Annotated in this window: 16 protein-coding genes; 7 read left to right on the top strand and 9 right to left on the bottom strand. The window is 65.3% G+C overall.

All coding sequences use genetic code 11. The annotated features are described in order from the left end of the window. The first annotated feature begins 52 nt into the window (after nt 1–52). On the top strand, nt 53–1,129 hold the full coding sequence (locus UNPF46_RS27260; protein WP_174718763.1) for a BMP family ABC transporter substrate-binding protein: 1,077 nt from the start codon (nt 53–55) through the stop codon (nt 1,127–1,129). A gap of 105 nt (nt 1,130–1,234) precedes the next feature. On the opposite strand, the gene UNPF46_RS27255 is transcribed toward UNPF46_RS27260, so the two are convergent. Beyond that, the gene (locus UNPF46_RS27255; protein WP_142252056.1) at nt 1,235–2,584 is read right to left on the bottom strand and encodes an 8-oxoguanine deaminase; all 1,350 of its coding nucleotides are present in this window, start codon (nt 2,582–2,584) and stop codon (nt 1,235–1,237) included. A 132-nt stretch (nt 2,585–2,716) separates the two neighbouring features. Here UNPF46_RS27255 and UNPF46_RS27250 point away from each other — a divergent pair, with 132 nt between their 5' ends. Next, nucleotides 2,717–3,544 (top strand): FAD binding domain-containing protein, encoded by an 828-nt coding sequence (locus UNPF46_RS27250; protein ID WP_142252055.1) that lies wholly within the window; start codon nt 2,717–2,719, stop codon nt 3,542–3,544. Next, nucleotides 3,541–6,267, top strand: a complete 2,727-nt coding sequence (locus UNPF46_RS27245) for a molybdopterin-dependent oxidoreductase (RefSeq protein ID WP_142252054.1) — start codon at nt 3,541–3,543, stop codon at nt 6,265–6,267. The genes UNPF46_RS27250 and UNPF46_RS27245 overlap by 4 nt, the downstream gene beginning before the upstream one ends. Here UNPF46_RS27245 and uraD read toward each other — a convergent pair. The 5 genes from uraD to UNPF46_RS27215 all read right to left on the bottom strand — a co-directional run bounded on the left by uraD (nt 6,264) and on the right by UNPF46_RS27215 (nt 10,522). Beyond that, on the bottom strand, nt 6,264–7,151 hold the full coding sequence (gene uraD, locus UNPF46_RS27240; protein WP_142252053.1) for a 2-oxo-4-hydroxy-4-carboxy-5-ureidoimidazoline decarboxylase: 888 nt from the start codon (nt 7,149–7,151) through the stop codon (nt 6,264–6,266). The two genes, UNPF46_RS27245 and uraD, sit on opposite strands and share 4 nt — an antisense overlap. Before the next feature lie 6 nt (nt 7,152–7,157). After that, nucleotides 7,158–8,093, bottom strand: a complete 936-nt coding sequence (puuE, locus tag UNPF46_RS27235; RefSeq protein ID WP_142252052.1) for an allantoinase PuuE — start codon at nt 8,091–8,093, stop codon at nt 7,158–7,160. Continuing rightward, on the bottom strand, nt 8,094–8,507 hold the full coding sequence (locus tag UNPF46_RS27230) for a DUF3830 family protein (RefSeq protein ID WP_100175432.1): 414 nt from the start codon (nt 8,505–8,507) through the stop codon (nt 8,094–8,096). Between the two features lie 1,360 nt (nt 8,508–9,867). Further along, entirely contained in the window at nt 9,868–10,278 is a 411-nt protein-coding gene (locus tag UNPF46_RS27220; RefSeq protein WP_174718764.1) for a hypothetical protein, read from the bottom strand. Next, nucleotides 10,271–10,522, bottom strand: a complete 252-nt coding sequence (locus UNPF46_RS27215) for a hypothetical protein (RefSeq protein WP_142252051.1) — start codon at nt 10,520–10,522, stop codon at nt 10,271–10,273. Before UNPF46_RS27215 ends, UNPF46_RS27220 begins: the two co-directional genes overlap by 8 nt. Nucleotides 10,523–10,569: 47 nt before the next feature. On the opposite strand from UNPF46_RS27215, the gene UNPF46_RS27210 reads away from it, so the two are divergent. Further along, nucleotides 10,570–10,827 carry a DUF2798 domain-containing protein gene (locus UNPF46_RS27210; protein ID WP_100180984.1) on the top strand — a complete coding sequence of 86 codons (258 nt, stop codon included), beginning with the start codon at nt 10,570–10,572 and terminating at the stop codon, nt 10,825–10,827. 12 nt (nt 10,828–10,839) lie between these two features. Here UNPF46_RS27210 and UNPF46_RS27205 read toward each other — a convergent pair whose 3' ends face one another. The 3 genes from UNPF46_RS27205 to UNPF46_RS27195 all read right to left on the bottom strand — a co-directional run bounded on the left by UNPF46_RS27205 (nt 10,840) and on the right by UNPF46_RS27195 (nt 14,073). Continuing rightward, nucleotides 10,840–12,627: a chloride channel protein gene (locus UNPF46_RS27205; RefSeq protein WP_100175433.1), complete on the bottom strand. Its 1,788-nt coding sequence runs from the start codon at nt 12,625–12,627 to the stop codon at nt 10,840–10,842. 8 nt (nt 12,628–12,635) lie between these two features. Continuing rightward, nucleotides 12,636–13,289 (bottom strand): L-fuculose-phosphate aldolase, encoded by a 654-nt coding sequence (locus UNPF46_RS27200; RefSeq protein WP_181770135.1) that lies wholly within the window; start codon nt 13,287–13,289, stop codon nt 12,636–12,638. A 157-nt stretch (nt 13,290–13,446) separates the two neighbouring features. Further along, the gene (locus tag UNPF46_RS27195) at nt 13,447–14,073 is read right to left on the bottom strand and encodes a MarC family protein (RefSeq protein ID WP_142252050.1); all 627 of its coding nucleotides are present in this window, start codon (nt 14,071–14,073) and stop codon (nt 13,447–13,449) included. A gap of 88 nt (nt 14,074–14,161) precedes the next feature. Between UNPF46_RS27195 and UNPF46_RS27190 the strand changes: the two genes are divergently transcribed. The 3 genes from UNPF46_RS27190 to UNPF46_RS27180 all read left to right on the top strand — a co-directional run bounded on the left by UNPF46_RS27190 (nt 14,162) and on the right by UNPF46_RS27180 (nt 15,604). After that, a complete protein-coding gene (locus UNPF46_RS27190) occupies nt 14,162–14,422 on the top strand; it encodes a hypothetical protein (protein ID WP_246668745.1) in 261 nt (86 codons plus the stop codon). 56 nt (nt 14,423–14,478) lie between these two features. Then, nucleotides 14,479–15,045: a YciE/YciF ferroxidase family protein gene (locus UNPF46_RS27185; RefSeq protein ID WP_100175436.1), complete on the top strand. Its 567-nt coding sequence runs from the start codon at nt 14,479–14,481 to the stop codon at nt 15,043–15,045. A gap of 175 nt (nt 15,046–15,220) precedes the next feature. Next, nucleotides 15,221–15,604: an Hsp20/alpha crystallin family protein gene (locus UNPF46_RS27180; RefSeq protein WP_100175437.1), complete on the top strand. Its 384-nt coding sequence runs from the start codon at nt 15,221–15,223 to the stop codon at nt 15,602–15,604.

The following is a 15,604-nucleotide window of genomic DNA, read 5'->3' as shown; positions in this document are numbered from 1 at the left end:
GGGGCGCGCGCGTTGCGGATCATGGCTTTCCCCTGATGTTTGGAGATCGATGATGAGGAAATCACTTCTTGCGCTGGCCACCGGGCTCCTGCTTGCCGGGAGCGTCAGCGCAGCCTCCGCCGCCGACAAGCTCAAAGTCGGCTTCATTTATCTCGGCCCGATCGGCGACCTCGGTTGGACCTATCAGCACGATCAGGGGCGCCTGGCGCTGGTGAAGGAGCTCGGCGACAAGATCGAGACCACCTATCTGGAGAACGTGCCCGAAGGCCCCGACGCCGAGCGCTCCATCGAACAGCTCGTCCGCGCCGGCAACAAGCTGATCTTCACGACGTCGTTCGGCTACATGGACCCGACGCTGAAGGTCGCCAAGAAATATCCGAACGTGCATTTCGAGCACGCCACCGGCTACAAGCGCAATCCGAACATGTCGACCTATTCGGCCAGATGGTATCAGGGCCGCTACATTCAAGGCTTGATCGCGGCCAAGATGTCGAAGTCGGGCGTGCTCGGTTATATCGGCTCGTTCCCGATTCCGGAGGTCGTCTCCGGCATCAACGCGACGATGCTGGCGGCGCAGAGCATCAACCCGAACATCAAGGTCAAGATCATCTGGGCCAACACCTGGTTCGACCCGGGCAAGGAAGCCGACGCCGCCAAGGCGCTGATCGACCAGGGCGCCGACGTCATCATGCAGCACACGGATTCGCCTGCCCCGATGCAGATCGCCAGCGAACGCGGCAAGCTCGCCTTCGGCCAGGATTCCGAGATGATCAAATTCGGGCCAAAGACCCAGCTCACCTCGATCCTCGACACCTGGGGCCCCTACTACATCGAGCGCGTCAAGGCCGAGCTCGCGGGAACCTGGAAGTCCGAGGACAGCTGGGGCGGCCTCGACAGCCACATGTTCGCGATGGCCCCCTATACCAACATGCCCGACGAGGTGAAGAAAATGGCGGAGGATGCCCAGGCCGCGATCATTGCGGGCAAGCTGCATCCGTTCAAATGCCCGATCGTTGGGCAGGACGGCAAGCCGGTCGAGTGCAAGGGCGGCGATCACCTCGACGACGGGCAGATCCTCGGCATGAATTTCTACGTGAAGGGCATCGACGACAAGCTGCCGGGCAAGTAGCACGCTTCTTGCTTTAGCCAATTCACCTGCTCCTCCCGGAGGAGGTTCGGAGGGGGTGGCCAGAAGCACCCGGCACTTGTGGTCGCCCCCTCTTTCAATTCTTCCCTATCCGGCCTGCATCGCCCTCGCAGCGGAACTGTGCCTGAGGATGAGATCGGCGACATCGAGGCCCGGGATCGCGCCGTCGATCACAGCCCATCGTCCGGCCACCATCACCCGATCGGCCCGATGCGCCCCGCACAGCACCAGCGCGGCCAAGGGATCGCCATGGCCGGAGAAGCGCAGCTCGTCGAGCTTGAACAGCGCGAGGTCGGCCGCCTTGCCAACGGCGATCTCGCCGAGTTCCGGCCGGCCGACGCAGGCTGCCGACCCCTTGGTGGCCCAGCGCAGCGCGTCCTTGTGGCTGACTCTGGTCACGCCATAGCGGGCCCGTTGCAGCAAGAAGGCGGCGCGGACCTCCTGCATCAAATTCGAACTGTCATTTGAGGCCGAGCCGTCAACGCCGAGTCCGATCCCGACGCCAGCCTCCTCCATCTCGCAGACCGGACAGCAGCCCGACGCCAGGATCTGGTTGCTGCACGCACAATGGCTGATGGTCGTCCCGGCCTTGCCAAGCCGCTTCATCTCGTCGGCGTTGAAAAAGATGCCGTGGGCGAGCCAGGTTCGCGCGTTGAGCCAGCCGCACTGTTCGAGATAGTCGAGCGGGCGGCAGCCATACATCTGCTGGCAAAATTCGTTCTCGTCCTCGGTCTCGGCGAGATGGGTGTGCAGACGCACATCGAGCTTGTCGGCGAGATCGGCGGTGGCACGCATCAGCGAGGGCGTCACCGAGAACGGCGAGCATGGCGCAAGCGCAATCTGCACCATCGCATCCGCGCCGCGCTGGTGATGCTTCGCGACTACACGCGCGCTATCGGCGAGGATCGTGTCTTCGTCCTGCACGACGTTGTCAGGCGGCAGGCCGCCGTCGCGCTGCGACAGATTCATCGAGCCGCGCGTCAGCAGCACGCGCACGCCGAGCCGTCTTGCGACGCCGACCTCGACATCCACGGCGTCCTCGATCCCTGCCGGGAAGACGTAATGATGATCCGTCGTCGTCGTGCAGCCCGACAGCAGCAGCTCGGACATCGCCACGGTGACGCCGAGCTCGAGCGCCTCTGGCGTCAACCTCGCCCACACCGGGTAGAGCGCCTTGAGCCAGGGGAACAGCTCGCGATCCATCGCCGCCGGCAGCGCCCGCGTCAGCGTCTGGTAGAAGTGATGATGGGTGTTGATGAGGCCCGGCAGCACCACGTGTTCGCTCGCATCGAAAATTGCGACGTCCGCCGTTGCCGGCGTGGCGCCGGCGGGCACGAGCTCGACGATCCGGCCGTCCTTCACGACGATCCCGCGCTCGGCCCCGTCGGCAAGGATGGCGAGAGGATCCCGGATCCAGATCGGCTTCGCGTCACTCATGATCCGCTTCTCCCCGCATTCACTGCGGCCAACTGCCCAATCGCCGTCCTGGCGCGACTTGTTTGTTGCGACTTGGCTCCGGTCTTGCAAGACTCGTCATCACGATTCACCGGCGGAAACTTTGGCGCGGCCATGGATTTGAACACAATCACGACCGTGGCCCATCCGCAAACACGGGTGCAATTGCCGGTCTGGACGGCCGGCGACGCCTGGCTCGCGGGCGGCACGTGGCTGTTCTCCGAGCCGCAGGTCCATCTGAAGCGGCTGATCGATCTGACCGACCTGAAATGGCCGGCGCTGACGATCACCGACAGCCATCTCGCCATCGCCGCCACCTGCACCGTCGCGCAACTCGATGGTTTCGCCTGCCCGCCCGACTGGCTGGCCGCACCGCTGATCGGCCAGTGCTGTCGGGCGTTCCTTGCTTCGTTCAAGATCTGGAAGACCGCGACGGTCGGCGGCAATCTCTGCATGTCGCTGCCGGCGGGACCGATGATCTCGCTCACCGCGGCGCTCGATGGCGTCTGCACCATCTGGAAGGCAGGCGGCGGCGAGCAGCGGATTCCCGTCGTCGATTTCGTCACCGGCAACCAGCGCAATCGCCTGACGCCGGGCGACCTGATCCGGCAGATCGACATTCCCATGGCCGCACTGAAGCGCCGGACGGCCTTTCGCCAGATCTCGCTGGCCCCGGTCGGCCGCTCGGCGGCCCTGCTGATCGGCAGCCTGGATGCCGACGGCACGCTGGCGCTCACGGTCACCGCATCGACGGTGCGACCGATCCAATTGTCCTTCCGCAAGGCTCCGGACGCGAACACGCTTCGCGACGCGATCTCGCAGCAGATCACCGATGACCTGTACCATACCGACATCCACGGCCAGCCGCTCTGGCGCAAGCATATGACGTTGCGACTTGCCGAGGAGATCCGCGGCGAGCTGCTCGGGGCAACTCCGCCATGAGCTTCGAGATCAACGGCAAGCCGTTTGCGCAGGAGCCGCGGGCCGGGCAATGCCTGCGCACGTTCCTGCGCGAGCTCGGCCATTTCGGCGTGAAGAAGGGCTGCGACGCCGGCGACTGCGGCGCCTGCACCGTGCTGCTCGACGGCGAGCCGGTGCATAGCTGCCTGATCCCTGCCTTCCGCGCCGAGGGGCGCACCGTCACCACGGTCGAAGGTCTCGGCGGCGAGCACGGCACGCATCCGATGCAGCAGGCCTTCCTCGACGCGCAGGGTTTTCAATGCGGCTTCTGCACGGCCGGCATGATCCTGACCTGCGCCTCGCTGAACCAAGCGCAGCGCACCGATCTCGGCGCCGCGCTGAAGGGCAATATCTGCCGCTGCACCGGTTACCGCGCAATCGAGGACGCGTTGCTCGGCAAGACCAATGTCGAGGCGAGCGTCGAGCCCGGCGCTGCCTTCGGCCGCAGCCTGCCGGCGCCGGCAGGCCCCGACATCGTCCGCGGCAAGGCGCGCTACACCTTCGACACCGCAATCGACGGCCTGCTTCACGTCAAGCTGGCGCGGTCGCCTCATGCCCACGCCAGGATCGTCGCGATCGACAAGTCCGAAGCGCTGAATGTTCCCGGCGTCCATGCGGTGCTGACCTATGAGGACGCACCATCGGTCCTGATGTCGACTGCCCGGCACGAGATGGACTGGATGGACCCGGAGGACACCCGCATTCTCGACGACGTCGTCCGCTTCATCGGCCAGCGGGTCGCCGCCGTCGTCGCCGAGAGCGAGGCTGCCGCGGAGGAGGCCTGCCGCCGACTGAAGGTCGACTACGAGATTCTGCCTGCGCTGATTGATCCAGAGCAGGCGATGGCGCCGGGCGCGCCGATCATCCATCCCGATCGCACCATCGCCAACCGCATCGCAGATCCCCAGCGCAACCTCGCGGCGGAGACGCATGGCGAGTTCGGCGACGTCGCGGCGGCGCTTGCCACGTCCGCGGTCAGCTATGAGGCCACCTTCCACAGCCATCGCGTGCAGCATGCGGCGCTGGAGACGCATGGCGGCCTCGCCTGGCTTGATGAGGCGGGCGTGCTGAATGTCCGCACCTCGACGCAGGTGCCGTTCCTGACCCGGCGCGCGCTGTCCGACATCTTCCAGCTTCCCTTGGACAAGGTCCGCGTGTTCTGCGAGCGTGTCGGCGGCGGCTTCGGCGGCAAGCAGGAGATGTTCGTCGAGGACATCCTGGCGCTCGCAACGCTCAAGACCGGACGCCCGGTGAAGCTGGAGCTGACCCGCGAGGAGCAGTTCATCGCGACCTCGACGCGCCATCCGATGCGAGTCCACATCAAGGCCGGCGCCGATGCCGACGGCAAGCTCACCGCGCTGCAGCTCGACGTGCTCTCCAACACCGGCGCCTACGGCAATCATGCCGGGCCCGTCATGTTTCATTCGCTGTCGGAGTCGATCGCCGTCTACAACTGCCCGAACAAGCGGGTCGACGGCCATGCCGTCTACACCAACACGGTGCCGTCCGGTGCGTTTCGCGGCTATGGCCTGCCCCAGACGCAGATCGCGATCGAGGCTGCGATCGACGAGCTGGCGAGGCAGCTCGGCATCAGCCCATACGAGATGCGCCGGCGCAACATCGTCAGGCCCGGCGATCCCATGCTGTCGCCGCCGCCGTCCGATTTTCACGACGTGCTCTACGGATCCTACGGGCTCGACCAGTGCCTCGATCTCGTCGAGCGAGCCATGCAGGCCGACGGTCCGCAGCCGGAGCTGTCGCCGGATTGGCTGATCGGCGACGGCGTCGCGCTGACCATGATCGACACCGCGCCGCCGGCCGGCCACCTCGCCGACGCCACGATCGTGCTGGGCGAGGACGGGGGCTTCGAGCTGACCGTCGGCACCGCAGAGTTCGGCAATGGCACCAGCACAGTGCACCGGCAGGTCGCTGCGACGACATTGGCAACCACCGTCGACAGAATCCAATTGCGCCAGTCCGACACGGCCCATGGCGGCCACGACACCGGCGCCTATGGCAGCGCGGGCATGTTCGTCGCCGGCAAGGCGACCCATGCGGCTTCCATGCAGCTTGCGACCGCGCTGAAGGCGGCCGCCGCCGACGCGTGGCTGTGCGACGCCGGGACCTGCGTGATCGAGGACAATGCGGTCGTCAGCGGGGTCCGGCGCATGCCCTTTGCGGAGCTGGCAAAGCTCGGGCACGAACGCGGGCAGCCGTTCGCGGGCAACGGCAATTCCGCCGGGACGCCGCGTTCGGTCGGCTTCAACGTCCAGGGTTTTCGCGTCGCCGTGAACAAGGGCACCGGCGAGCTCAGGATTCTCAGGAGCGTGCATGCCGCCGATGCCGGCGTCGTCGCCAATCCCATGCAGTGCCGCGGTCAGGTCGAGGGTGGCGTAGCGCAGGCGCTCGGTGCGGCGCTCTACGAGGAGATGGTGATCGATGCCGAGGGGCGCGTCACCAACCCGAAATTCCGCGACTATCACCTGCCCTCTTTCGCTGACGTTCCGCGCACCGAGGTGTTCTTTGCCGAGACGTCCGACACGATCGGACCGCTTGGCGCGAAGTCGATGAGCGAGAGTCCGTACAATCCGGTTGCGGCCGCGCTCGGCAACGCGATCGCTGACGCCACCGGCATCCGCTTCACCGCGCCGCCCTTCAAGCCGGACCGGCTGTTTCCGGCGTTGCAAGCGAAGTTCGGCGGCTAGCTGCCGCGATAGGTCGAATAGCTCCAGGGCGTGACCAATAGCGGTACGTGGTAGTGATTTTCCGGCTCGCTGATGGCAAAGCGCAACGGGATCTCGTCGAGGAAGGGCGGGGCCGACAGCTGAACGTTGCGCTCGGCGTAATATTTGCCGATGCTGAAGCGAAGCTCGTAGCGGCCGATCGGCAGCGGGCGACCGCCGATCAACGGCTGGTCGGTGCGACCGTCTGCATTGGTGACGGTGCGCGCGATGATGCGGTTCTCGCCGAGTGCGGAGAGCTCGACGAGCTCCACCGGGATGCCGGGTGCGGGCTTGCCGGCGTGGTTGTCCAGCACATGCGTCGAAAGCCGCCCGTGCACCTTCAGCTTGTCGTCGGCGAGGACGAGCTGATCGAGCCGCAGCGCCGAGATGCGGCCGATCTCCTCGATCGCGCGGCGCGTCTCGGTCTTGGCGATGTTGAGCAGCCGCGTCTCGAAGTCGCGCAGCACGGAATCCTTGGTGTGACGGCGCACGCACACGATATAGGGGAAGCCGAACTTTTCACGATAGGCATTGTTGACGCGCTCGAACGCGGCATATTCGGCCTCCGACAGCCGGTCGAGGCCGGCGCTGTTCTGCTCGTCGGTCGAGTCCGCCGTAAGTCCCGCCGCGCGCTGGGTCTTGTTGGCGAGATCGGGATGCGCCCGGAGCAACGCCAGTTGCACGTCGGGTTCGGCGCTCTGGATTGCCGCCATCAGCGCGGCGTGGAGCTGGTTGACGCCGGCGAACGGCCGCTTGCCGGCGAGCTGCTCGGCGATCCACGGCGAATATTCGACGACATTGGCGAGCACCGCGACGAAGTCGGCCTTGGCAGCGGCGTTGAGGTCGGACAGCGAGATTTGCGACATCGTCCCTCAACCGATCTCGAATGCGTTGGCGGCAAGATCCGCATGCCTGGCGTGCCAGTGCTGCGCGATCTGCAGCCTTGTCGGCACCCACACGCGCTCGTGCTTGCCGATATAGTCGAGGAAGCGGATCAGACCCGCAGCACGGCCGGGCCGCCCGGCGAGGCGGCAGTGCAGGCCGACCGACATCATCTTCGGCGCGGTCTCGCCTTCGGCATAGAGCACGTCGAAGGCGTCCTTCAGATAGGTGAAGAACTGCTCGCCCTCGGCAAAGCCTTGCGGGTTGATGAACCGCATGTCGTTGGCGTCTAATGTATAGGGAATGATGAGCTGCTTGCCATTCGCGCCCTTGATCCAATAAGGCAGATCGTCGGCATAGGAGTCGCAGAGATAGAGGAAGCCGCCCTCCTCCATCAAGAGACGGTTGGTGTTGATCGAGGAGCGGCCGGTGTACCAGCCGAGCGGACGCGATCCCGTCGCCTCGGTATGGACGCGGATCGACTCGGCAATCTCGGCGCGCTCCTGCGCTTCCGTCATGTCCTTGTGCTCGATCCATTTCAGGCTGTGGCTGGCGATGTCCCAGCCCGCCTCCTTCATCGCCACGACGATCTCGGGATTGCGTTTCAAGGCGGTGGCGACGCCGAACACTGTAGTCGGCCAGTTGCGCGCGGTGAACATCCGCCACAGCCGCCAGAAGCCGGCGCGCGAACCATATTCGAACATCGATTCGATATTGGCGTGGCGCTGGCCGGGCCAGGGCTGCGCGCCGAGCACGTCGGACAGGAAGGCTTCCGAGGCACGGTCGCCATGCAGGATGTTGTTCTCGCCGCCTTCCTCGAAATTGACGACGAACTGCACCGCGACCCGTGCGTTACCGGGCCACTGCGGATGCGGCGGATTGCGGCCGTAGCCGCGGAGATCGCGTGGGTAGCGGGGGTCGGTCACTCAGACTTCCTCGAAGCGGATCGGCAGGGCGCCCTTCCACAGCACGCTCTTGCCGAGGGTGGCGAGATTCTCCAGGCCCGAGGTCAGCGTGATGAAATGATTGCCGGCGAGCTGCCCCATTTTGCTGGCGAAATGCACGCCGCCATAGGCCAGCAGGATCTCGGTCTCGCTGATGCCGCCGGGATAAAGGATGATCTGACCGGGCGCGGGATAGCTGGTGTGGTTCTCGTAACCGACGCCGAAGTCGAGGTCGCCGAGCGGCATCCACACGCCCTCACCGCTCCAGCGCACATGGATGATGTGGCTCTCGAACGGCAGCGCCTTGCGGAAGGCTGCGACGGTCTTGGGCGCCAGCTGCTCTTCGAAGCGGGCATCGAAGGTGAATTCTCCGGCGCGAATAACGAGTTTGCTCATCTCATTTCTCTGGATCGGGGCTCCGCCCCGGAAAGCCCTCAAGCAAAGAGCACTCTCGGCCGTTTCGCGCAAGGGGCGGAGCCGCACTGCGAGCGAGCGCAGGGCCAGCGACAATGCTGCCCAAGCGACTCAGGGCTCGGCGGCAGGCAGCAGCTCAAGTTCCGGCCGCGGCGGCCTCCATGCGTGATCGGCCCATTGAAGCGGATTGACGGATAGAGGTCCATTGATGCCAGCGGGCACGGTTGCCGAATATTTGACCGGAATGTGCCAGCAGACTCTGCAGCTCGCGCAGCGGCACGGGAGCGAGGTGTGGCGCGCGCTCTCTCTGTCGTCTTCGCGATGCTCCCATGCACATCCCAGCTGCAGTGCCGTAGGGTAGGCAAAGGCGCATAGCGCCGTGCCCACGCGTTCAAGCCATACGCAAGAGTGGTGGGCACGCTTCCGCCTTCGCTCTTCGATCTACGGCGGACAAGCCGCTTTGCCCGCCCTACGAGGTCGAGCTTGTGGCACGCAGCTCAAGTCCCAGACACGGCTTCGCAGCCCCGCGGCTTGTTTCGCCCGAGCTTTGCTTCGTCTCGCTCCCCTCTTTGCCAAGAGGGCGCAGGGAAGGCCGGGTGCTGACAACGCACCCGCGGTCCGCTGCGCGAATGATGCGCAAAGGAGACCGCACAGCAGCATACAGGTGGTGCCGATCACTCGGCCTTCCCTGCGCAGTGGCTGGACGGCTTATGCCGTGATCTCCCGGGAGCCGAACTTTCCCTTTGGCCTCCCTCGCCGTTCGAATTGCATGATGCCGTCTGCCCGGTTGGACTCGCGCACATCTTCGATCCGGCTTGACCGTAGCAACGACGGCCAGGACCACACGGTTTTGCCGTACGCACGGCCCGCCCTATCGCCGCAGTATTTCCAGCCCTGTCGACGGAGCTGCGAAACTTACAGGCGAGACGAGCCTAGCAGCGCCGCTCGTCCGCACGCGGTTACGGGCTCACAGGGACTACCCGCCCTGCCCGTACCTCTCGCGCCGACGCTGCCGCGTCCACCGCAACCCCGGCTCGCGAACATGACGACTTCAAGTCGCCCCTCTTGGGTGAGCCGGGATGAGCGACACATACGCCAAAACCGAATTTCGGTAAAGCGGAATATTTTTGCATACGAGGATTGACAGGGGGCGACACAGGCGCGATGCCGTAGCCCGGATGGAGCGCTAGCGTAATCCGGGACAGCGCGAGATACCGGGCGAGCGGCCCCGGATTGCGCTTCGCTCCATCCGGGCTACAAAGGTACCGACGCAACAAAAAGGGCGGCGCAAAGTACCGCCCTTTTCGCGCAACCTATTCCGGGCCGCGTCAAAAACAGCCGCTCAGTATCCCGGATCGTAATAGAAGGGACTGCCGCCGCCGTAATAGCCCGGACCGCCGTAATAACGGGGACCGCCGTAATAGGGCCGCGGGCCGTAATAATAGCGGTTCTCGTAGTAGTCGCGGCGCCGCTGCTCGGCGATCACCCCGCCGATGATACCCGCGGCAGCGCCCATGAAGGCGAGGCCTGCGGCGTTCGGCCCGCGCCGGTAATAGCGACGCCGGGCTGCGCTGAAGTCGGTGACGTCCGAGGAGGCCTGGCCCACGGCCGCAGCCTTTGCCGACACCGCCGGGGCCGCCCCCGAGGACGCCGCAGCCGAGGGCGACACCGAGGCTGCGAGCAGCGCCACGCTTGCGAACGCGGCCAGGACCGCATTTCGGCCGGCTGCGAATTTCATCGGTCCATCACTCATCTTGATCTTCCTGTGTTCTCGCCAAAAAATTGAGTAAGCAAACATCGGGTAACGCACAAACCACTGAAATGGTTTCCTGATCGCGGCAATCTGCCACGCTTTGAACGATTGTAAACCAAACGGCCAAGTCCCAGCTTGCACCACCCAACCTGAGCGGATAATGAACAGTCGCGCCGTTTTTCGGCTGCCGTAAGCGTTTTACGTGAACCAACGCATCAACCGACGCCGTCGGGATCGATGCCATTTCCAGGGTTCAACGTGATCGACGCGTCCTTTTCCAAGAGAAGCCAGATGATTGTGGTTCGCAAACTGCCGGCGCGCTATGCGCCGATCGTGATGCCATTCGTGCTGTCCATCCTCATGACCGCCGTAGTCTCGGTCATTTCCACGCTCCGGAGCCTCGGCGCGACGCCGGCGTTCCTGGCGACCTGGCCTGGTGCCTGGGGTCTGTCATGGCTCGTCGCCTTTCCAACCCTGCTCCTGGTGCTGCCACTGGTCCGGCGGATCGTGGCCTGCCTCGTCGCGGCTCCGCCTCAATCGGGCCGGTAGGAGGCCAGCGCCTTAGGACAGCGCGCCCAGCACGCCCCTCGTCGCCTTGTCGATCTCCTCGACATAGCGGCGGCGGGCGAAGTTTTCCGTGAGGAAACCGACCACCTTGCGGCTGTCGGTGGAATCCACCACCGCCAGCATTTCGGCTTCGGCCTCGTCGAACACCGCCATCGCCGACTTCACGTTCATTTCCGGGATCAGCACGATCTCGGTAAGGCGCGCGAGCTCAATCACCTGGATCTCGTCGGCGATGGTATCGAGATCGCCCGAGAACAGGTCCGGCAGCAGGACGAGGCCGACATATTCGTCGGCATTGTTGACGATGACGACCCCCGGCCGCGATCCCAGCGCGAACTCGCGGCGCACGGCCGCGATCGTCGTGGTCGAGGGGACCTTGCCGACGTCGGAGCGCATCAGGCGCTCGACGGTGAGGTTGCGCAGCCAGCCGACGTCGTTGGCGCTGCGGATGGTCTCGCCGCGCAGATGCAGGCGCCAGGTCGAGAAGGAGTGGCCGAACATGAAGCGGACGCAGATCGAGGTGACGATGCAGCCGGCCAGCACCACGGCGGTGACGTCGACGTTGCGGGTCATCTCGAGCACCAGGAACGACATGGTCAGGGGACCGCCGACGATGGCGACGCCGAGCGTCGCCATGCCCGTCAGCATCGCGACCAGCGGGTCGATCACGAAGTTCGGGCTGATCAGGAGCAGCACCGCGGCGAAAAACTTTCCGATCAGGCTGCCGACGAACAACGATGCGAAGAACAGACCGCCGCGGAAGCCCGAGGCGAGCGAGATCAGGCACGCCGTGACCTTGAGGGCGATGATCAGCGCGATCAGGCCGATCGTCATCTCGTGAAACAGATCGAGCACCATGGCGCCGTGGCCGGCCGCCAGGACCTGCGGCGTGACGATGGCGAAGCCGCCGACGATGAGGCCGCCGAACACGGGACGCAGCCAGACCGGCAGCCAGGCGAACAGGCGCTCGAAGTTCGGCGAGGAGCGCATCACGGCGATGCCGACGCCGCTCGTGACGAGCGCGAGCCCGATGAGCGCCAGATATTGCTCGACGCCGACGGCGCTGACCTTGGGTATCTCCAGCGAATAGGGCGCGCCGCCGAGCCATTGCGCGGTGAGCGCGCCGGCGAGCGAAGCGGCCAGGATCGGTGCAGCGCTGCCGACCGAGTAGACGCCGACGATCAGCTCGCAGGCGTAGAAGGCGCCGGTGATCGGCGCGCCGAACGCGGCCGCGATCGCCGCGGCAGCGCCGCAACCGACCATCAGGCGCAGATCGTTGCGACGCAGATTGAAGAATTTGCCGAACAGCGAGGCGATACCCGAGCCGATCTGGGTATAGCCGGCCTCGAGGCCGACAGAGGCGCCGCAGCCGTTGGAAATCAGCGTCTGGCTCGACACCACCACGCTGTCGCGCATCGACAGATTGCCGCCGCGCAGCGCGTTCGCCTCGATCGGGTCGACCGCGCTCGAGATCTTCATCCGCCGCCGCGACCATTCCATGATGCCGAGCGCCAGTCCGCCGAGGGCAGGCGCGATCAGTGCCGCCCACGGGCTGACCCGGGCATTGGCAGAGAGGCGGACGTCGACCGGAATGCCGTAGATGACCATATGGGCAATCTGCGCGATCTCGGCCATCAGCGTCACGACGGCGCCGGCCAGCGCGCCGATGACCAGTGCGAGCGGGATGAGATAGAACTCGTTGCTGCGCAACAGCGCGCGCAGCCGAACCATGACGCGGTTGGATCCCTTGCGATCGGTGAGATGTCTGATCCGCGCGAACACCGCCCGCCCTAACCTTCCGACAGTCCGTAACCGGCCATGCGCTGGCGGACCCGCTCGATCTCGTCGCTCGGAAGCAATGGCGGCTTTCCGATCTGGAGGCAGCCGTGATATTGCCGCGCCAGCGTCTCGACCTCGACGGCCAGCCACATCGCCTTGTCCAGCGTCTTACCGATCGCGATCATGCCGTGATGGTCGAGCAGGCAGGCCAGCCGGCCCTCCAGGGCCCGCACCGCATGGTCGGACAGCTCGGCGGTTCCGAAGGTTGCATATGGTGCGCAGCGGATGCTGTCGCCGCCGGCCGCCGCAATCATGTAATGCACCGGCGGAATCTCCATGCCCATGATGGCCAGGATGGTGCAATAGGTCGGATGGGCGTGCACGACGGCGTTGACGTCGGGTCGCGACTTCAGGATGTCGCGATGAAAGCGCCATTCGCTCGACGGCTTCTGTTCCGCCGCGTGGGCGCCGTCCATGGTCATGAAGACGATCTGCTCCGGCGTCATGGCTTCATAGGGCACGCTGGTCGGCGTGACCAGGAGCCCGTCCACATGCCGGACGGAGATGTTGCCCGAGGTGCCCTGGTTGATGCCGAGTGCGTTCATGCGCCGGCACGCGTCGATGATGGCCTGTCTCTTGGCGAGCTCGTCCGTTGTCATCGACATCCCGATTTCCCGACGATCGACTTGTTAGAACGGAAGTACGTCAAAGCAACATGGCAGTGCAAGCGAAAGCGGCCCGGATCCCGCGCCGTCCCGGCGAAGCTGCTGCCAAACCACGAAATGGACGGCAAAATCAATGGATTCAACTGATATCGCAGCCCTATGACAGGCTGGTCCGGACGGCGGCAATTCCGTTGATCACGAACTGCACCGAATAAGCCGCGAGCAGCATGCCGAGGACGCGCGATATCACGGCATTGCCGGTGCGCCCCAGGGTGCGCGCGATCAGGTGGGCCGAGACGAAGCACAGCATGCAGATCAGGCAGACCGAGACGACGACCGCAATGATGATAGGGAGCTTCGCCCCGTAGCCGGCATCGCCCGACAGCAGCAGCGTGGTCGCGATCGCGCCGGGGCCGGCCATCATCGGGATGGCCAGGGGAAACACCGCGACGTCGGAAGCGTGCTCGGCGGTCGCCTTGTCGGCTTCTCGGGCCTCGCGATGCGGACGATCTCCGAAGATCATCTGGTAGGACACGCCGAACAGCAGCAGCCCGCCGGCGATCTGGAAGGCGGGGATGCCGATCCCGAGCTGGCGCAGCAGCCAGTTTCCGGCCAGCGCGATCACCACCAGGATCGAGGCCGCGATCAGCGGCGCGCGCAGCGCGATCGTGCGCTTGACCTTGTCGGGCATGCCGCCGGTGGCCGCAAGAAACGCCGGCGCGAGGCCGACCGGGTCGACCACCAGCAGCAGCGTCACGAAGGCGGATAAAGCGAAGTCGAGCATGTGGCGGTGTGGTCCTTGGACGCTGGAACGATGGCTGCCGGGCTGACTTAGCCCAGCGATGCCGCTTTGGAAATCACCGGGGAAGGCAATGAGCGACAGTGGAATTGGAACGCTCCTCGGCCAGCTCTCGGCCGATCTGCTCCGGCTCTGGTTCATCGGCGCCTTCGTGCTCGGTGAGGTCCTCGTCTATGGCGTGATGAAGGCCGGTCAGCTGCGCCGCGGCGAGCGGGCAGCTCGATCGCAATACCGCGGCACGGCAGCGCCAGGAAGATCCGTGCAAGCGTCCGACCTGAACGATCGCGCGCGCGTCGGTTGCAGTTTGGAACTTTCGTTCAGCAAGCGGCTTTGATCGCCAGAGGATTGAGGAAGGCGACGCCTTCCCGTGTGACCTCAAGAGGAGGACGTATGGCTAAACGAGCGAAGAAGCGCACCACCAAGAAGACCGCCGCGCGGCGACCGCGCCAGGCCCCCAAGATGCTCAGCGACCTGTTCCTGGAGACGCTGAAGGACATCTATTTTGCCGAGAACAAGATCATCAAGACCCTGCCGAAGATGGCCAAGGCCGCGCACTCGAAGGATCTGGCGGCGGCCTTCAACAAGCACCTGCGCGAGACCCAGGGCCAGGTCAAGCGTCTCGAGCAGATCTTCAAGATGCTGGGCAAGCCGGCACGGGGCAAGCCCTGCGAGGCGATCAACGGCATCACCGATGAAGGTGCCGAGATCATGAAGGACTTCAAGGGCGCGCCGGCGCTCGACGCGGGCCTGCTCGCGGCCGCCCAGGCTGTCGAGCACTACGAGATCTCCCGCTACGGCACGTTGCGCACCTGGGCCGAGGAGCTCGGCATGCAGGACGCGGCCAGGCTGCTTCAGGCGACGCTGGACGAGGAAGAGGCGACCGACCATACGCTGACCGAACTCGCCACCTCGGTGATCAACCTCGAGGCGGAGGAAGAATACCTCGCCGCGGCCTGACGCTGCGCGTTGACGATGACGAAACGCCGCGGCCATGCCGCGGCGTTGCCGTTTGGGCCCGTGGCGCGACATTTGTTTTGGATCGCACGACGGCGCATGGCACATCGGCGCCAGAGCACTGGATTTCCCTGGAACCAGTCCCATATGCAGGCTTTCCCACCCCAGAGCCCCCAACATGCAACCCAAAAATCCCCTCGACTGGATGCTGTCCGAAGCCCTGGACTCGCTGACCCGCGCCGATCGGCTGCGCCAGCAATTCGGCCGCCAGGAAGCCTGCTGGGAGCCGCCGATCGACGTGCTGGAAACCGAGCACGAGCTCCTGATCCTGGTCGCGCTCCCCGGCGTCAATCCCGACAATGTCGAGACGGTCATTCATGACGGCGTGCTCGTCATCTCCGGTCGGCGCACCCTTCCGCCGGAGCTCCGCAACGCCCGCATCCACCGGCTCGAGCTGCCGCAGGGGCGTTTTGAGCGCCGCATTGCATTACCCCTCGGCCGCTACGCCATCAGCCGTTTCGTGATGGACGGCTGCGTCGCTCTGCGCCTCGCCAAATCCTGA

This window comes from Bradyrhizobium sp. UNPF46 (assembly GCF_006658625.1).
GTDB classification, from domain to species: Bacteria; Pseudomonadota; Alphaproteobacteria; order Rhizobiales; family Xanthobacteraceae; genus Bradyrhizobium; species Bradyrhizobium nitroreducens.
This window is presented reverse-complemented; position numbering and strand designations above follow the sequence as displayed.

What these genes read in the sequence shown, in the direction of transcription:
- UNPF46_RS27260 (WP_174718763.1), top strand. Translation starts at nt 53, where the DNA reads ATGAGGAAATCACTTCTTGCGCTGGCCACCGGGCTCCTGCTTGCCGGG.
- UNPF46_RS27255 (WP_142252056.1), bottom strand. Translation starts at nt 2,584, where the DNA reads ATGAGTGACGCGAAGCCGATCTGGATCCGGGATCCTCTCGCCATCCTT.
- UNPF46_RS27250 (WP_142252055.1), top strand. Translation starts at nt 2,717, where the DNA reads ATGGATTTGAACACAATCACGACCGTGGCCCATCCGCAAACACGGGTG.
- UNPF46_RS27245 (WP_142252054.1), top strand. Translation starts at nt 3,541, where the DNA reads ATGAGCTTCGAGATCAACGGCAAGCCGTTTGCGCAGGAGCCGCGGGCC.
- uraD (WP_142252053.1), bottom strand. Translation starts at nt 7,151, where the DNA reads ATGTCGCAAATCTCGCTGTCCGACCTCAACGCCGCTGCCAAGGCCGAC.
- UNPF46_RS27230 (WP_100175432.1), bottom strand. Translation starts at nt 8,507, where the DNA reads ATGAGCAAACTCGTTATTCGCGCCGGAGAATTCACCTTCGATGCCCGC.
- UNPF46_RS27220 (WP_174718764.1), bottom strand. Translation starts at nt 10,278, where the DNA reads ATGAGTGATGGACCGATGAAATTCGCAGCCGGCCGAAATGCGGTCCTG.
- UNPF46_RS27215 (WP_142252051.1), bottom strand. Translation starts at nt 10,522, where the DNA reads ATGGCATCGATCCCGACGGCGTCGGTTGATGCGTTGGTTCACGTAAAA.
- UNPF46_RS27210 (WP_100180984.1), top strand. Translation starts at nt 10,570, where the DNA reads ATGATTGTGGTTCGCAAACTGCCGGCGCGCTATGCGCCGATCGTGATG.
- UNPF46_RS27200 (WP_181770135.1), bottom strand. Translation starts at nt 13,289, where the DNA reads ATGTCGATGACAACGGACGAGCTCGCCAAGAGACAGGCCATCATCGAC.
- UNPF46_RS27195 (WP_142252050.1), bottom strand. Translation starts at nt 14,073, where the DNA reads ATGCTCGACTTCGCTTTATCCGCCTTCGTGACGCTGCTGCTGGTGGTC.
- UNPF46_RS27190 (WP_246668745.1), top strand. Translation starts at nt 14,162, where the DNA reads ATGAGCGACAGTGGAATTGGAACGCTCCTCGGCCAGCTCTCGGCCGAT.
- UNPF46_RS27185 (WP_100175436.1), top strand. Translation starts at nt 14,479, where the DNA reads ATGGCTAAACGAGCGAAGAAGCGCACCACCAAGAAGACCGCCGCGCGG.
- UNPF46_RS27180 (WP_100175437.1), top strand. Translation starts at nt 15,221, where the DNA reads ATGCAACCCAAAAATCCCCTCGACTGGATGCTGTCCGAAGCCCTGGAC.